The 13,727-nt window shown below is 72.0% G+C and carries 11 protein-coding genes; 6 read left to right on the top strand and 5 right to left on the bottom strand.

All coding sequences use genetic code 11. The features are described 5' to 3' along the window. Positions 1-29: 29 nt before the first annotated feature. The 4 genes from ACNTMW_RS25460 (at position 30) to ACNTMW_RS25445 (ending at position 6,378) form a co-directional block, all read left to right on the top strand. Positions 30-1,358, top strand: coding sequence for a cytochrome P450 (locus ACNTMW_RS25460; RefSeq protein WP_426636327.1), 1,329 nt, complete (start codon positions 30-32; stop codon positions 1,356-1,358). A gap of 11 nt (positions 1,359-1,369) precedes the next feature. Then, positions 1,370-1,582, top strand: a complete 213-nt coding sequence (locus tag ACNTMW_RS25455) for a ferredoxin (RefSeq protein WP_426636326.1) — start codon at positions 1,370-1,372, stop codon at positions 1,580-1,582. Between the two features lie 247 nt (positions 1,583-1,829). After that, the gene (locus ACNTMW_RS25450; RefSeq protein ID WP_426636325.1) at positions 1,830-3,809 is read left to right on the top strand and encodes a S8 family serine peptidase; all 1,980 of its coding nucleotides are present in this window, start codon (positions 1,830-1,832) and stop codon (positions 3,807-3,809) included. Between the two features lie 16 nt (positions 3,810-3,825). After that, on the top strand, positions 3,826-6,378 hold the full coding sequence (locus ACNTMW_RS25445) for a putative bifunctional diguanylate cyclase/phosphodiesterase (protein ID WP_426636324.1): 2,553 nt from the start codon (positions 3,826-3,828) through the stop codon (positions 6,376-6,378). A gap of 42 nt (positions 6,379-6,420) precedes the next feature. Here the strand turns inward: ACNTMW_RS25445 and ACNTMW_RS25440 are convergent, their stop codons facing one another. The 3 genes from ACNTMW_RS25440 to ACNTMW_RS25430 all read right to left on the bottom strand — a co-directional run bounded on the left by ACNTMW_RS25440 (position 6,421) and on the right by ACNTMW_RS25430 (position 10,781). Continuing rightward, complete coding sequence (locus ACNTMW_RS25440) at positions 6,421-7,914, bottom strand: GGDEF domain-containing protein (protein WP_426636322.1); 1,494 nt, start codon at positions 7,912-7,914, stop codon at positions 6,421-6,423. A 174-nt stretch (positions 7,915-8,088) separates the two neighbouring features. Then, positions 8,089-9,477: a dihydrolipoyl dehydrogenase gene (gene lpdA, locus ACNTMW_RS25435; protein ID WP_426636321.1), complete on the bottom strand. Its 1,389-nt coding sequence runs from the start codon at positions 9,475-9,477 to the stop codon at positions 8,089-8,091. A gap of 101 nt (positions 9,478-9,578) precedes the next feature. Continuing rightward, positions 9,579-10,781 carry a L,D-transpeptidase gene (locus ACNTMW_RS25430; protein WP_426636320.1) on the bottom strand — a complete coding sequence of 401 codons (1,203 nt, stop codon included), beginning with the start codon at positions 10,779-10,781 and terminating at the stop codon, positions 9,579-9,581. Between the two features lie 395 nt (positions 10,782-11,176). Here ACNTMW_RS25430 and ACNTMW_RS25425 point away from each other — a divergent pair, with 395 nt between their 5' ends. Both ACNTMW_RS25425 and ACNTMW_RS25420 read left to right on the top strand, forming a co-directional pair. Then, positions 11,177-11,320, top strand: coding sequence for a hypothetical protein (locus ACNTMW_RS25425; protein ID WP_426636319.1), 144 nt, complete (start codon positions 11,177-11,179; stop codon positions 11,318-11,320). A gap of 33 nt (positions 11,321-11,353) precedes the next feature. Further along, complete coding sequence (locus ACNTMW_RS25420) at positions 11,354-12,034, top strand: helix-turn-helix domain-containing protein (RefSeq protein ID WP_426636318.1); 681 nt, start codon at positions 11,354-11,356, stop codon at positions 12,032-12,034. 3 nt (positions 12,035-12,037) lie between these two features. On the opposite strand, the gene ACNTMW_RS25415 is transcribed toward ACNTMW_RS25420, so the two are convergent. Next, positions 12,038-12,427 carry a VOC family protein gene (locus tag ACNTMW_RS25415; RefSeq protein WP_426636317.1) on the bottom strand — a complete coding sequence of 130 codons (390 nt, stop codon included), beginning with the start codon at positions 12,425-12,427 and terminating at the stop codon, positions 12,038-12,040. Positions 12,428-12,656: 229 nt separating this feature from the next. Next, positions 12,657-13,544: an RNA polymerase sigma factor SigF gene (locus tag ACNTMW_RS25410; RefSeq protein WP_426636316.1), complete on the bottom strand. Its 888-nt coding sequence runs from the start codon at positions 13,542-13,544 to the stop codon at positions 12,657-12,659. Between the last annotated feature and the right edge of the window lie 183 nt (positions 13,545-13,727).

Genomic DNA, 13,727 nt, shown 5'->3' with positions numbered 1-13,727 from the left:
GTCGGGCTACCGGTACGGAGGTGCTCCGCATGGCCCTACCAGACGAGATGGCGCCACCGGTCGACACGACTCCTGGTAACGGGAAGGCCGGGCCGGAGACAACGACCGGGCCGGAGACGATGACCGGGCCGGAGACAACGACCGGGCCGGAGACAACGACCGGGTCAGCCGAGCCGCTCCCGTACCCGTTCGGTTCACCGCCGTCGCTGTACGACCCGGCACCGGAGTACCTGCGCCTGCTCGAACAGCAGCCGGTGGCGCCGGTGCGGCTGCCCGACGGCAGGTCCGCCTGGCTGGTGACCCGGCACGCCGACGTCCGCCGGGTCCTCGTCGACCCGCGCTTCAGCCGTGCCGCCGCATCCGGCCCGGACGCGCCGCAGGTCGGCCTCGTGATCGCCGGCGACTCGATCATCGGCATGGATCCCCCCGAACACACCCGGCTGCGCAAACTGGTCGCCCGCGCGTTCACCGCCCGGCGCGTCGAAGAACTGCGCCCCCGCACCGCCGCGATCGTCGACGCGCTGCTCGACGGCCTGGAGACCCGGCCCCGGCCGGTCGACCTGGTCGACCGCTTCTCCCTGCCACTGCCGGTGCAGGTCATCTGCGAGCTGCTCGGTGTGCCGGCCGACGACCGGCACATGTTCCACTCCTGGTCGGACACGTTGATGAGCGACTGGCGGCGGGACCCGAAGGAGGTCCAGGCCGCGTCCGACGCCCTGTCGCACTACCTGGAAGGCCTGATCGCGGCCAAACGCGCCGAGCCGGCCGACGACCTGATGACCGCCCTCATCGATGCCCGGGACTCCCAGGACAGGCTCTCCGAGCACGAACTGGTCACCCTCTGTCTGGGCCTGCTCATCGCCGGCCACGAGACGACCGCGAACCAGATCAACATGTTCCTGCTGACCCTGCTGCGGCACCCCGACGACATCGCCCGGCTACGCGCCGACCCCGACGCGATCCCGCAGGCGGTCGAAGAGCTGATGCGCTTCGCTCAGCTCGGAGACGGCGGCGCCAGCCTGCCTCGGGTCACCACCGAAGAGGTGGAGCTGGGCGGCGTGCGGTTGCCGGCCGGCTCGGTTGTCCTGCCTGCTCTCGCCGCCGCCAACCGCGACCCGGCCGTGTTCCACCAGCCGCACCGGCTCGACCTGGCCCGGGCCGACAACCCGCACATGGGCTTCGGCGCCGGCGTGCACCACTGCCTCGGCGCGCAACTGGCCCGGATGGAACTTCAGGAGGCGCTGCGCGGACTGCTGCGCCGGATGCCCGGCCTGCGGCTGGCGGTGCCCGAGTCCGCGCTCCGGTTCAAGCACGGCATGGTGGTACGCAGCCTCGAAGCGTTGCCCATCACCTGGTAGGAGCGGCGGGCATGTGGCGGATACGCGTCGACAGCGGCTGCATCGGTTCGGGTAGCTGCGCGGGCGTCGCACCGGACCACTTCGCGCTCGGTGCGGACAACCGGTCGCATCCGATCACCTCGGAGGTCGAACCGGACGAGGCGGTACGCGACGCGGCCGCCTCGTGCCCGGTGGAGGCGATCACGGTGACCGACGCCGATACCGGTACGGTCGTCGAGCCGTGAACCACCCCGCACCGTGAACCACCCCGCGTCATGAACCACCCCGCGTCATGAACCACCGCCCGGACCGGTGACCCGGCGCCGGACGCGCGGGTGCGACCCGGGTGCCGCACGGGTGCGATCTGGATGCCAAGGCCGCCGCACGCGCTCCGCCCACACCACCCCGGTCAACAGTGACCGCTCTCCTGACAACAACCCGTCACGGATCGCCTCACCATGAACACAACCGGTAGTTTCTACGGGAGGTTCCATGGTGGAGAGCAGCTCACGCCTTGCCGCGGTTCGGCGCGGGCGCGGCCGGTTACCGCGACCGCGGGCCACCGTGTTCGCCGCCTCGGTCGGACTGGTCGCCGCGCCGCTCGCCGCCATCGGCCCCGCCACGGCCTCCCCCGCGGATACCGGCCCGTCGACCGCCGTCGTCGTGCGGTACGACGGTGCGACTCCGGATGCGGCGGCCCGCGCGGTCACGCGGACCGGCGGCCGGGTGGACCGGCTCCTGACGTCGGTCGGGGTGCTCACCGCGCGGGTACCCGGCGCGGCGCTGACCGCCCTACGACGGGCACCCGGCGTGCGGGCGGTGACCGCCGACGGCACGGTCCGGCTCACCGCCGACCAGTGGGGCTCCGACCAGGCCACCAAGGGCCGTGCCGGCTGGGGTGCCGGCAACGCGAACGGCAACCAGGGCAACGGCAACCAGGGCAACGGCAACCAGGGCAACGCCAACCAGGGCAACGCCAACCAGGGCAACGGCAACCAGGGCAACGCCAACCAGGGCGGTGCGTCCGGCATCGCCGCCGCGGTCGACGCGCCCGCCGTCTGGGCGAAGTCCGACGCGACCGGCCGGAAGGTCACCGGGCAGGGAATCGGCGTCGCGCTGATCGACTCCGGCATCGCACCGGTCACGGGGCTGTCCGATCCAACCAAGGTGATCAACGGACCGGACCTGTCGTTCGAGGCACCGTTGCCCGGTCTGCGCCACCTGGACACGTTCGGCCACGGCACCCACATGGCCGGCATCATCGCCGGCCGGGACCCGGGCCTGCGCGACGACCAGTTGGGCGACGGCCGGTCGTTCGTCGGGGTCGCGCCCGGCGCCAACCTGGTCAACCTCAAGGTCGCCGCGGCCGACGGCGCGGTCGACGTCTCGCAGGTCATCGCCGCCATCGACTGGGTCGTCACACACCGCTCCGACCCCGGGCTCAACATCCGGGTGCTCAACCTCTCGTTCGGCACCGACTCGGCGCAGGACCCCCGGCTCGACCCGCTGTCGTACGCGGTGGAGGCCGCCTGGCGCAACGGGATCGTCGTCGTGGTCTCCGCGGGCAACGACGGGGCCACGGCCACGCGGCTGTCGATGCCGGCGGTCAACCCGTACGTCATCGCCGTGGGCGCCGCGGACGACAACGGCACCGCCAAGCTCTCTGACGACGTCGTGGCGGAGTTCAGCAGCCGCGGCAACAGCACCCGCCACCCCGACCTGGTCGCACCGGGCAGCTCGGTCGTGTCGCTGCGCGACCCCGGCTCGTACATCGACGTCACCTACCCCACCGGCCTGGTACCGGGCGACACCACCGGGCGGTACTTCCGGGGAAGCGGCACCTCGCAGGCCGCCGCGGTCGTGTCCGGAGCCGTGGCGCTGCTCCTGCAGCAGCGTCCCACCCTCACACCCGACCAGGTCAAGCGGCTGCTGACGAGCACGGCCAGCGCGATGCCGGCGGCCGACCCGGTGGCCCGCGGCGCCGGGCAGCTCAACCTCGCCGGGGCCAGCACCGTGATCGGCAACGCGGGCAACGGCAACTCCGGGTACGGGCCGGCGGCGACCCAGTCCTTCGCACCGGCGACCGGCCTGGGCTCGCTGGAACTGTCCCGCGGCACGTCGCACGTCGCCGACCCCGACACCGGCGTCGTGCTCACCGGCGAGCAGGACATCATGGGCCAGCCGTGGACCCCGGCGACGTGGACGGTGGCCGCGCGCGCCGGCCTGGCCTGGACCGCCGGTACCTGGAACGGCTCGGTCTGGAGCGGCGACGGCTTCAGCGGTACGCCCGGGGCCGCGATGACGTGGCGCGACGTCGACTGGGCCGGGCGTACCTGGGCCGGCCGGACCTGGGCGGACGCGGTGTGGAGCGACGCGGTCTGGGACGGCCGGACATGGGCGGGCCGGACCTGGGCCGGGCGGACATGGGCCGGGCGGACGTGGGCCAGTGGGTCCTGGTCGGCGAGTCCATGACGGCGACGGCACGGGCATGACCGGGCCACCGGTACCGGCGGCCGCCACCGCCACCACCCCGGCGCGTCGGGCGTGGCGGCCGTGGCGGTCGTTCGCGTCCCGCCCGTCGACCAGGATCGCGGTACTGACCGCCGCGACCGCGGCCGCCACGCTGCTGGGTCAGCTCGCGCTCGCGGCCGGGTACCGGTGGCCGGACGCGGACCGCACGGTCGTGCTGGCCGCGATCGCGATGATGTCGTTCGTGACCGAAGGCTTCCCCGTGTACCTGCGGGTGCGGCGGGGCAGCCATGCGCTGAGCCTCGCCGAGATCCCGCTGGTGCTCGGCGTGCTCGGCGTCGGCGCGCTGCCGTTGCTGATAGCCCGTACCGCCGGTGGGGCGGTCGGGATGGCCCTGGTCCGCCGGCAGCGGGGCGGCAAGCTCGCCTTGAACATCGTGCTGCTGGCCGCTCAGGCAACCGTCGCGGCGGCCGGGTACCGGCTGGTGGCCGGGCCGCACGAGGTGCTCGGCCCGCGCCAGTGGCTCGCCGCGTACGCCGGCATGATCGCCGCCGACGCACTCGCCGGCGTCGTGGTGACCGCGGCTATCGCGCTGCACGACGACCCCGGCGAGTGGCGCCGGCTACCCAGTGCGGTGATCCGGGGAATCCCGCCGGTCGTCGTCACGACGTCGGTCGCCCTGCTCGGCGCGTTGGTGGTGGAGCGCGACCGGCGTGCGGTCGCGCTGCTGGCCGTGGTGGGCTTCGTGACCTTCCTGGCCTACCGCGAGTACGCCCGGCAGAGCCAGGGTCACGCCCAGGTCGAGGGGCTGTACGCCTTCACCCGCGCGCTGGACGGCTCGCTCGACGGCGCGGCGGTCACCCGTGCCCTGCTCACCGAGGTCCGCGACCAGCTCCACGCCGAAGCGGCCGAGCTGCTGGTACCCGGCCCCGACGCCGGTACCTGGACGCGTACCCGGCTGTCACGGGTGGGCGCGGTCGACACGGCCCTCGTCGTGGCCGACGCCACCGACTGGTGGGCGCCCGCGGCACAGGGCCGGCCGGTCCTGCTGGCCACCGGCAGGGATGCGGGGCACGCCGCGGACGACCCGGTGGACGGCATCGCGGTGTCGGTACCGGCCGGGCCCGCCGGTACCGGGGTACTGATCGTCACCGGCAGCCTCCCGGCTACCCCGACGTTCGGGTCGGACCAGGTGCGCCTGTTCGAGGCGCTGGCCAACCACGCGGGCCTGTCGCTGGCCAAGGCCGGCCTGGTGGACCGGCTACGGGCGGAGGCGGCCGAGAAGGAGTACCTGGCCCTGCACGACCCGCTGACCGGGCTGCCCAACCGGCGCCAGTTCCACATCCTGCTGGAGGAGCGGCTGGCCGCACCCGCCGCGGGCGTCACCGCCGTGCTCATGATGGACCTGGACCGGTTCAAGGAGGTCAACGACGCACTCGGGCACGACATCGGCGACGGGCTGCTGCGGGAGGTGGCCGACCGGCTGCGCCAGCACCTCGGCGACCGGGGGATCATCGCCCGGCTCGGCGGCGACGAGTTCGCGGTCCTGTTGACCGGCCTGGGCTCGGCGGACGAGGCGCTGGCGATGGGCGACCACCTCACCCGGGCCATGGACCACCCCGTCGCCATCGGCCACCTCACCCTCAGCACCCGGGTGAGCATCGGCATCGCCTGCTCCCCCATGCACGGCGAGGCCGTGCAGACCCTGGTGCGGCACGCCGACGTCGCCATGTACGCGGCGAAGCAGGCCCGGGCCGGTGCCCGCCTGTACGAGCCGCAGGAGGACACGAACTCCGCCCAGCGGCTGTCGCTGACGGCCGACCTGGCCCGGGCGGTCCAGCGACGGGAGCTGACCGTGGAGTTCCAGCCGAAGCTGGACCCGGCCACCGGTCTGGTGACCGGCGCGGAGGCGCTCGCCCGCTGGCACCATCCCGACCAGGGATTCGTACCGCCCGATCTGTTCATCCCGCTGGCCGAGCACTCCGGGCTCATCCGGCCGCTCACGATGCACGTCCTCGAGGTCGCGCTGCGCCGTTGTGCGAGCTGGCGCCGGGCCGGCCACGACCTGCACGTCGCCGTGAACCTGTCGCCGAACGGCCTGCTCGACGACGTGCTGCCGGACGTGGTGAGCCGGTTGCTCGGCCAGGTCGGGGTACCGCCCGCCGCGCTCACCCTGGAGATCACCGAGAGCGCACTGGTGTCCGATCAGGCCGGTACGGTCGCCACCCTGGACCGGCTGCACGCCATCGGCGTGAAGCTCGCCATCGACGACTTCGGCACCGGGTACTCGTCTCTCGGGCGGCTACGCCACCTGCCGATCCACGAGGTGAAGATCGACAAGTCGTTCGTGCAGCGGCTCGCCGTCGACCACCGTGACCGGGCCGTGGTGCGCTCGGCGATCCAGTTGGGTCACGCCCTCGGCCTGGAGGTGGTCGCCGAGGGTGTGGAGGACGCACCGACCCTGGAGCACCTGCGACTTGAGGGCTGTGACCTGGCGCAGGGCTACTTCATCTCCCGACCGCTACCCGCCGACGAGTTCGAAGCCTGGCTGGTGAGAACGACACCCCCGTGATCGTGGAGACTTTTGCATCCCGGCACGGAAAAGTCTCCACGATCATGACGAGTAGATGTGGACCGGGCCCTGGGTGGTGTAGACGCGGTTGCGCCCGGCCCGCTTCGCCGCGTACAGCGCCTGGTCGGCGGCCTGGAGCAGGGCCTGCGGGGTGCCGCCGTCGCGCGGCATCACGGCCAGCCCGACCGACACCGTCGCGCGCACCGACGCGTCGTCGCCGAGCACGACCCGGTCCTCGCTGACGACGGCGCGCAGCCGCTCGGCGACCAGGGCCGCGTCGCGGAAGTCGGCGGCCGGCATCAGGACGACGAAGCGGTCGGCGCCGTCGCGGCCCACCACGTCGCCGTCGCGACCGCCGCGGTGCAGCCGGGCGGCGACCTCGGCGAGCAGGATGTCCCCGGACAGCGTGCCGTACACCTCGTTGACCAGGGCGAAATTGTCCACGTCGACGAGCGCGACCGCGAGGTCCCGGCGGCTGGTGCGGGCCTGGGCGCACGCGCCGCGGAACGTCTCGTCCAGGAAGCGCCGGCTGTAGCTGCCGGTCAGCCCGTCGTGGATGACCAGCTTCTCGTGCACATCGGTCAGCCCGCGCAGCCGGAGCACCATGAGGACGAACAGCGCGGCGGCCACCATCGCGATCTCGGGCACACCGGCCCCGCCACCGGCGGCGTAGCGCACCAGCAACAGGGCGGCCGGCAGTAGCCCGGCCGCGATGAGTACCGCGAGGCGGCCGCGGCTGATGCCCCGCACCACCACCGCCGCCCGCCGGTCCAGCGATCGCATCGACGGGTGCAGCGCACCGGCCCCCACCAGCAGGTACGCCAGGAACCAGGCCCACTTCATCCAGGTGTCGCTGCCGCCGTACAGGTTCCTGGAGGTGAGCAGCGCGTACACCATGTCGGCCAGCAACGTGGTCAGGATGCTGGCCAGCAGCAGGGCGAACGACCGGGTACGGGCGCCGACGCCGACCGTCAGGCGCATCGCGATGGCGAGCAGCAGGACGTCCATCACCGGGAACGCCACCGACACGGCCTTCTCCAGCGCCGACCCGCTCGCGCTGGTCAACGGGCTGATCACGGACAGCCACCAGAGCAGGCCCAGCGCGAGCGACAGCATCGAGGCGTCGAGGAGCCCCGGGGTGTTCGAGTCGGGGGTACGCCGGCGGACGAACAGCACCAGCGCGGTGGCCAGTAGCGGGTACGCGAGCAGGTACAGCGCCTCGGCCGGTCCCGGGTACGCGTCGATCCCGAACACGTTGCGCTGCACCGCACCGACCACGTCGCCGAGGAGGTTCGCCCCCTCTGCCGCGGCCAGCAGCAGCCAGGGCAGCCGGCGGGCCGGCCGGTGCAGGGCGACCCCGGCGAGGATCGCACCGAGGCCGATGACCGGGAACAGCAGCGACACCAGCTCGCCCACCACGGCGGACGGTGACGCGAGCTGGATCAGGTAGTACCCGACGATCGCGGCGGCTCCGGCGGCGAGGAGCCGCCACCACCACCTCGGACGCGCAACGGACGGGGAGCCTGCATCTGCCACGCCGATATCCTGGCGGCAAACGCTTTCCCGCCTGACCCTCGTTCGGTCATGACTTCCACCCGGTCAGCGGACAAAATCCGGCGGAGGCCGGCGCCCCGTCACGGACGGACCCACAGCCGTTGACGGAGCGTCGATGTCGGCTTCGAGCCGCATCGCCGGCGACGGCCGGCCGGACTACATGTTGATCATGTGGCCGGCCAGACCGTGGATCGCCTCCTGGATCGCCTCGCCCAGGGTCGGATGGGCGTGCACGTTGCGGGCGACCTCGGTCACGGTCAGGTCCCAGCGCTGCGCCAGGGTCAACTCCGGCAGCAGCTCGGTGACCTCCGGACCGATCATGTGCGCCCCGAGCAGCTCGCCGTACGTCGCGTCGCTGAGGATCTTGACGAAGCCGCCCGCGTCGCCGAGACCCTGCGCCTTGCCGTTCGCCGTGAACGGGAACGTCGCCACCCGTACGTCGAAGCCCCGCTCCCGTGCCTGCGCCTCGGTCCAGCCGAAGCTCGCCACCTGCGGCTGGCAGAACGTCGCCCGAGGGATCATGACGTAGTCCAGCTCCATCGTCTCCGCGCCGGCGATCGTCTCCGCCGCGACGACCCCCATCGCCTCGGCGGCGTGGGCGAGCATGAGCTTCGCGGTGACGTCGCCGATCGCGAAGATGTGCGGCACGCTGGTGCGGCAGCGCCCGTCGACGTCGATGGCGCCCCGGTCGGTCAGCCGGACCCCGGTGCGCTCCAACCCGTACCCTTCGACGTTGGGCTGGAAGCCCATCGCCTGCAGGACCTTGTCCGCCTCCAGCGTCTGCCGCTGGCCGTCCTGGGCGGACACGGTGACCCGGACCCCGTCGGCGCCTTCCTCGATCGACTCCACCCGCGTCGACGTGAGCAGCTTGATGCCCAGCCGCCGGTACCGCCGGGCCAGCTCCGCCGACACGTCGGCGTCCTCGAGCGGGACGATCCGGTCGAGGAACTCGACGATCGTGACGTCGACGCCGTAGGCGCGCAGCACGTAGGCGAACTCGACACCGATCGCGCCCGCGCCGGCGATGACGATGCGGCGCGGCAGGGACTCGCTGAGAATCTGCTCTTCGTAGGTGACCACCCGGTCACTGCGCGAGGTGCCGGGCAGCAGCTTCGGGGACGCCCCGGCCGCGATGACGCAGTGGTCGAACGTCAGGGTCTCGTCGCCGACGCGCAGCGTATGGTCGTCAGTGAAGGTGCCACGGCCGTCGTACTGGGCGATGCCGTTCTTCTTCATCAGGTAGTGCACGCCCTTGACCCGCCCGTCGGCGACCTTCCGGCTGCGCTCGTACGCCGCCCGGTAGTCGAAGGTCACCTCACCGTCGAACCGGATGCCGAACGTCTTGGCCTCGCCGGTGACGACCTGCGCGAGCTCGGCGTTGCGCAGCAGCGCCTTGGACGGGATGCAGCCGACGTTGAGGCAGACCCCGCCCCAGTACCGCTCCTCGACGACAGCGGTCCGCAGGCCGAGCTGGGCGGCCCGGATCGCGGCGACGTACCCGCCCGGACCCGCACCGAGAACGACGACATCGAAGTGTGTGGCCATGCGGTCGATGCTATGCCGCCACGCGGCCGGACAGCCGCGCGCACCCGGCGCGCGACTGTCCAACGTATTCGCCGCTTCCCCGTCGGCTGGGCGCACCCGGCCTACCGGGCGCCGGTGGCCGCGCCCTTGACCCAGTCGGTCCAGCTGAAGGTCCAGTCGAGCAGCCCGTCGGTGGGCTGCAGCGGCAGGCCGGTGTTGCGGACGTCGACCACGTCGCCGGGCCCGAAGTTCTGCATGAACCAGATGGCGTTCTCGGTATTGATGTTGATACAGCCGTGCGACGCGTTGCTGTTGCCCTGCTGGGCCTCGCTCCACGGCGCCGCGTGCACGTACTCACCTTCGTAGGAGATGTGGGTGGTGTACTGGACCATCGAGTCGTAAGCCCCCTCGCCGGTCAGGCCGAAGCTCGCCGAGGTCATGCGGGTCACCTCCTCGGTGCCGAGCACCACGTGCGGGCCGCTGCGGGTACGCAGATCGATGCTGCCGATCTGCTCGTTCAGGCCCATCGCCACGGGGATGTCGCGGACCATGTTGCCGTCGATGAACACCTGCATGTGGTGCGTCGTGTCGTCGGCGATGGCGATCTTCGACTGCCCGACGGTGAACGAGGCGCTGCTGTCCTTGTCGCCGTACACGCCGTCGCCGAGGTTGCGGCCGTGCACGTTGGTGCTGACCGTCACCTTCGTACCGGGCTTCCAGTACTCCGGCGGCCGCCAGTGCACCTCGGTGTCGCTGAACCAGCGCCACGCGCCGTTGACCTTGGGTTCGGTCGTCACCGTGAGGGCCTTCTCGGCCGCGGCCCGGTTGGTGACCGGCTCACTGAAGGTGACGATGACCGGCTGACCCACGCCGTACGTGGGGTGCTCGGCCAGGTCCATGAACTTGTTGGCCTGCAGCGTCGGGCTGGCCAGCTTCGCCGGGTTGACCGTGGTGAACGGGCTCGTCTGGGTCAGGCGCTGGCCGCGCGGACCGGTCCCGCTCGCCGTGAGGGTGTACCGGCCGTTGAACGCGAGCGGCGCCGTGCTGTGCCAGCCACGCTTGCCGGGCTCGAACTCACCCGCCACCGGATTGTTGTCAGCATCGGTCAGGGTGACCGTGTCGAGGACCGCGGACACGGTGGTGACCTTGACGCCGTCGGCGACCTGGACGTCCACCGCGTTCGCGGCCGGGCTGAGTTTGAGCGCCGGCTGTTTCGCGACGTTGCCGGCGAGCGAGCCCTTACGGGTGGAGGTGTCGTCCGTACTGGTACATGCGGTGGTGAACGCCAAACTGAGCGTGAGTACCGCGAGACCGATGGTGCGCACAGCCGACAGGCGGACGGCCGTGCCTCCGGAATGACGCGGCTCACGACCCGGTGATCCTGTCATCCTCTCCTCCCCCATCTGTCGTCCCCCATCCGGGGCGGACCGTGTGCATCCCCGGTATTTCGCCCCTCATGCGACACGCGGCGTGAAATGCGACGCCGTACCCGGTGCGCTCGGCGACCGTGGTGGTACGGGGCCGTACGGTCGGCAGGAACGGGCGGCCGTCGCCGGTTCCAACCGACCCGATCCGGTTAGCAGGGTGCATGGTGACCCTGCGGGGCCAGGGGTACGTCGGTGGGGCACGGTCGGCTCGGTGGGGCACGGTCGGCTCGGTGGGGCCCCGTCGCGACGTGGGGCGGTCGGCGGATCCGATTCAGACGGAGGAGATGGTGGACGTGGCAATCGGCCTGGTAGCCGTCGCCGAACTGCTCGGCCTGCTGGCGGGGTGGCTGGTCTTCAAGATCACCTCGTGGTGCTACCCGCCGATCCGCACGATCCTCCACCGGATCGGCCGGGCAGCCGCCATCCTGGCCGGATGACCGGCGGACCGGGTCGGAAGCGATACTCCGACCATGTACCGGGAGAGGCCGGCGCTGCTGCCCGGCGCGGTGGTGTGGACCAGTACCGTCCCCGCGGCGGGGGCGACCCATCGCGTTCTCCCCGACGGGTGCCTCGACGTGATCTGGGTGGACGGCGAGTTGCTGGTGGCCGGCCCCGACACCGGGGCGTACGTCACCACCAGCGCACCGGGCACCCGCTACATCGGACTGCGTTTCGCGCCCGGTACCGGGCCGACGATCCTCGGGACCCCCGCCCACCTGCTGCGTGACAGCCGGGTGCCGTTGGCGCAGTTGTGGCCGGCGGACCGGGTACGCCAGCTCGCCGACGAGGTGGCCGCCCAGCCGCGGACGCTCGAGGTCGCCGCGGTACGGCGGTGGCGCGACGCCGGTCCGTCCGACCGCGCCGTGGCCGTGATCGTGGCCCGACTGCGCGCCGGCACCCCGGTCGCCGTGACCGCGCAAGCGGTGGGCCTGAGCGAACGGCAGTTGCACCGCCGCTGCCTGGACGCCTTCGGCTACGGCCCGAAGACGCTCGCCCGGGTGCTGCGACTGAGGCGCGCCCTGGCGCTGGCCCGCGCCGGTACCCCGTTCGCGGCGGTCGCGGCGACGGCCGGCTACGCCGACCAGGCCCACCTTTCCCGCGAGGTGAAGGCGCTGGCCGGCGTCAGCCTGACCGAACTGCTCACGACGTGACGCTCACGCGGAGGCGAAGAGGTCCACACTGTTGCCGTCGGGGTCGTGCACGACGGCGTACCGCTGGCCCCAGAAGGCGTCCCACGGCTTCTTGTACCCGTGGTAGCCGGCCCCGGTGAGCTCGTCGTACACCCGGTCGACCTCCTGTGGACCGTCACAGCGGAACGCGAGGCTCGTCCGGGCACTGCCCTGCGGTGGTACCCGGTCGGGATCGAAGGAGCGGATGGTCTCGACGGTGTCCCATGCCAGACGCAGGCCGCCGGGGAGGGCCACCTCGACGTGCGGCTGGGTGTCCGCGTCCGGCGGCAGGTCCAGCCCGAGGCGCCGGTAGAACGCCAGTGACCTGCCCATGTCCGCGACAACGAGACCGATGAGGTCGAATTTCACTGCCATGGCGCCACCATAGGCGGGACCGGCGGCCGGCGTCTTGAACGAATCGGACGGGACCGGCCGGTGCCGTGGAAACGTCGACGGGACCGGCCGGCGGCCGGGAAAACAGCGGGCGCCCGCCCGCTGGCCAGGTCAGCGGGCGGGCGCCCCTCGAAAGACAGCACCGCGCGAAAGACAGCACCGTCGGGTAACGACGTCCTCTCGAAAGGCAGCGCCTCAGAAAGGCAGCGCCTCAGAAACGGCGTCCCTCGGTCACGAGGCCCTCGCGCAGGACACCCATGGCGTGCGCGAGCAGGCGCGACACGTGCATCTGCGAGATGCCGAGCTGCGCGGCGATCTGCGACTGGGTCATGTTGCCGAAGAACCGCATCACGATGATCCGCTGCTCGCGCTGCGGGAGCTTCGCGATCAACGGCCGCAGGGCCTCGCGGTTCTCCACGTTCTCCAGGTCCGGGTCGACGTCGCCGAGCATGTCGGCCAGCTCGGTGCCCGACTCGTCGCCGGCGACCGGCGCGTGCAGCGACAGCGCCCGGTACGCGTGGCCGGACTCCATCGCCTCGATGATGTCGTCCTCACCGACGCCGAGGTGCTCGGCCAGCTCGGCGACGGTCGGCGAGTGGCCCAGCCGCTGGGCCAGGTCCCCGCTGGCCTTGCCGATGTCCAGCCGCAGCTCCTGCAGGCGGCGCGGCACCCGTACGTTCCAGCCCTTGTCCCGGAAGTGCCGCTTGAGCTCGCCGAGGATCATCGGGATCGCGTAGCTGGTGAACGCGGCGCCACGGGAGTGGTCGTAGCCGTCCACCGACTTGACCAGCGCCAGGCAGGCCACCTGCACCAGGTCGTCGAGCGGCTCGCCGCGGTTGCGGAACCGGCGGGCCAGGTGCTCGGCCAGCGGCAGGTACGCCTCGATGAGCCGCTGCCGGACGCGGGGACGGTCGGGGCTGTCAGCCGGAAGGTCGGCCAGCGCGGCGATCAGTGCCTTGGCGGCGGCGTCGGCTTCCTTCGCGGCGCGGGAGGGAGTGCTGACCGGCGCCGCTTCGGCGGTGCTGGTCGCGGAGGTTTCGACCTCGATCGTCGTGAGGTCTTCGTCGATGCGGGCGCCACGGTCCAGGGAGGTAGTCATCAGCGTCTTCCTTCTTGTGCCAGGTCACGGCGGGAGCTGGGCACGCAGACGCGCGCAGGCAGCACCCAACCAGGGAGCTAACGTCGCTCGACACCCGTTGCTTGAGTGCCGGCGCAAGATGGTTTCGCTGGTGACAACCGCCGCTTCTTGACGATGTGCACACCGAACATCTCGGCCGGATCC

The organism is Planosporangium spinosum (genome assembly GCF_049999945.1).
GTDB classification, from domain to species: domain Bacteria; phylum Actinomycetota; class Actinomycetes; order Mycobacteriales; family Micromonosporaceae; genus Planosporangium; species Planosporangium spinosum.
Note: the sequence above shows the minus strand (reverse complement) of the source record. Positions and strands in the feature narration are given on the sequence as shown.

What these genes read in the sequence shown, in the direction of transcription:
- ACNTMW_RS25450 (WP_426636325.1), top strand. Translation starts at nt 1,830, where the DNA reads ATGGTGGAGAGCAGCTCACGCCTTGCCGCGGTTCGGCGCGGGCGCGGC.
- ACNTMW_RS25410 (WP_426636316.1), bottom strand. Translation starts at nt 13,544, where the DNA reads ATGACTACCTCCCTGGACCGTGGCGCCCGCATCGACGAAGACCTCACG.
- ACNTMW_RS25445 (WP_426636324.1), top strand. Translation starts at nt 3,826, where the DNA reads ATGACCGGGCCACCGGTACCGGCGGCCGCCACCGCCACCACCCCGGCG.
- ACNTMW_RS25415 (WP_426636317.1), bottom strand. Translation starts at nt 12,427, where the DNA reads ATGGCAGTGAAATTCGACCTCATCGGTCTCGTTGTCGCGGACATGGGC.
- ACNTMW_RS25460 (WP_426636327.1), top strand. Translation starts at nt 30, where the DNA reads ATGGCCCTACCAGACGAGATGGCGCCACCGGTCGACACGACTCCTGGT.
- ACNTMW_RS25420 (WP_426636318.1), top strand. Translation starts at nt 11,354, where the DNA reads ATGTACCGGGAGAGGCCGGCGCTGCTGCCCGGCGCGGTGGTGTGGACC.
- lpdA (WP_426636321.1), bottom strand. Translation starts at nt 9,477, where the DNA reads ATGGCCACACACTTCGATGTCGTCGTTCTCGGTGCGGGTCCGGGCGGG.
- ACNTMW_RS25455 (WP_426636326.1), top strand. Translation starts at nt 1,370, where the DNA reads ATGTGGCGGATACGCGTCGACAGCGGCTGCATCGGTTCGGGTAGCTGC.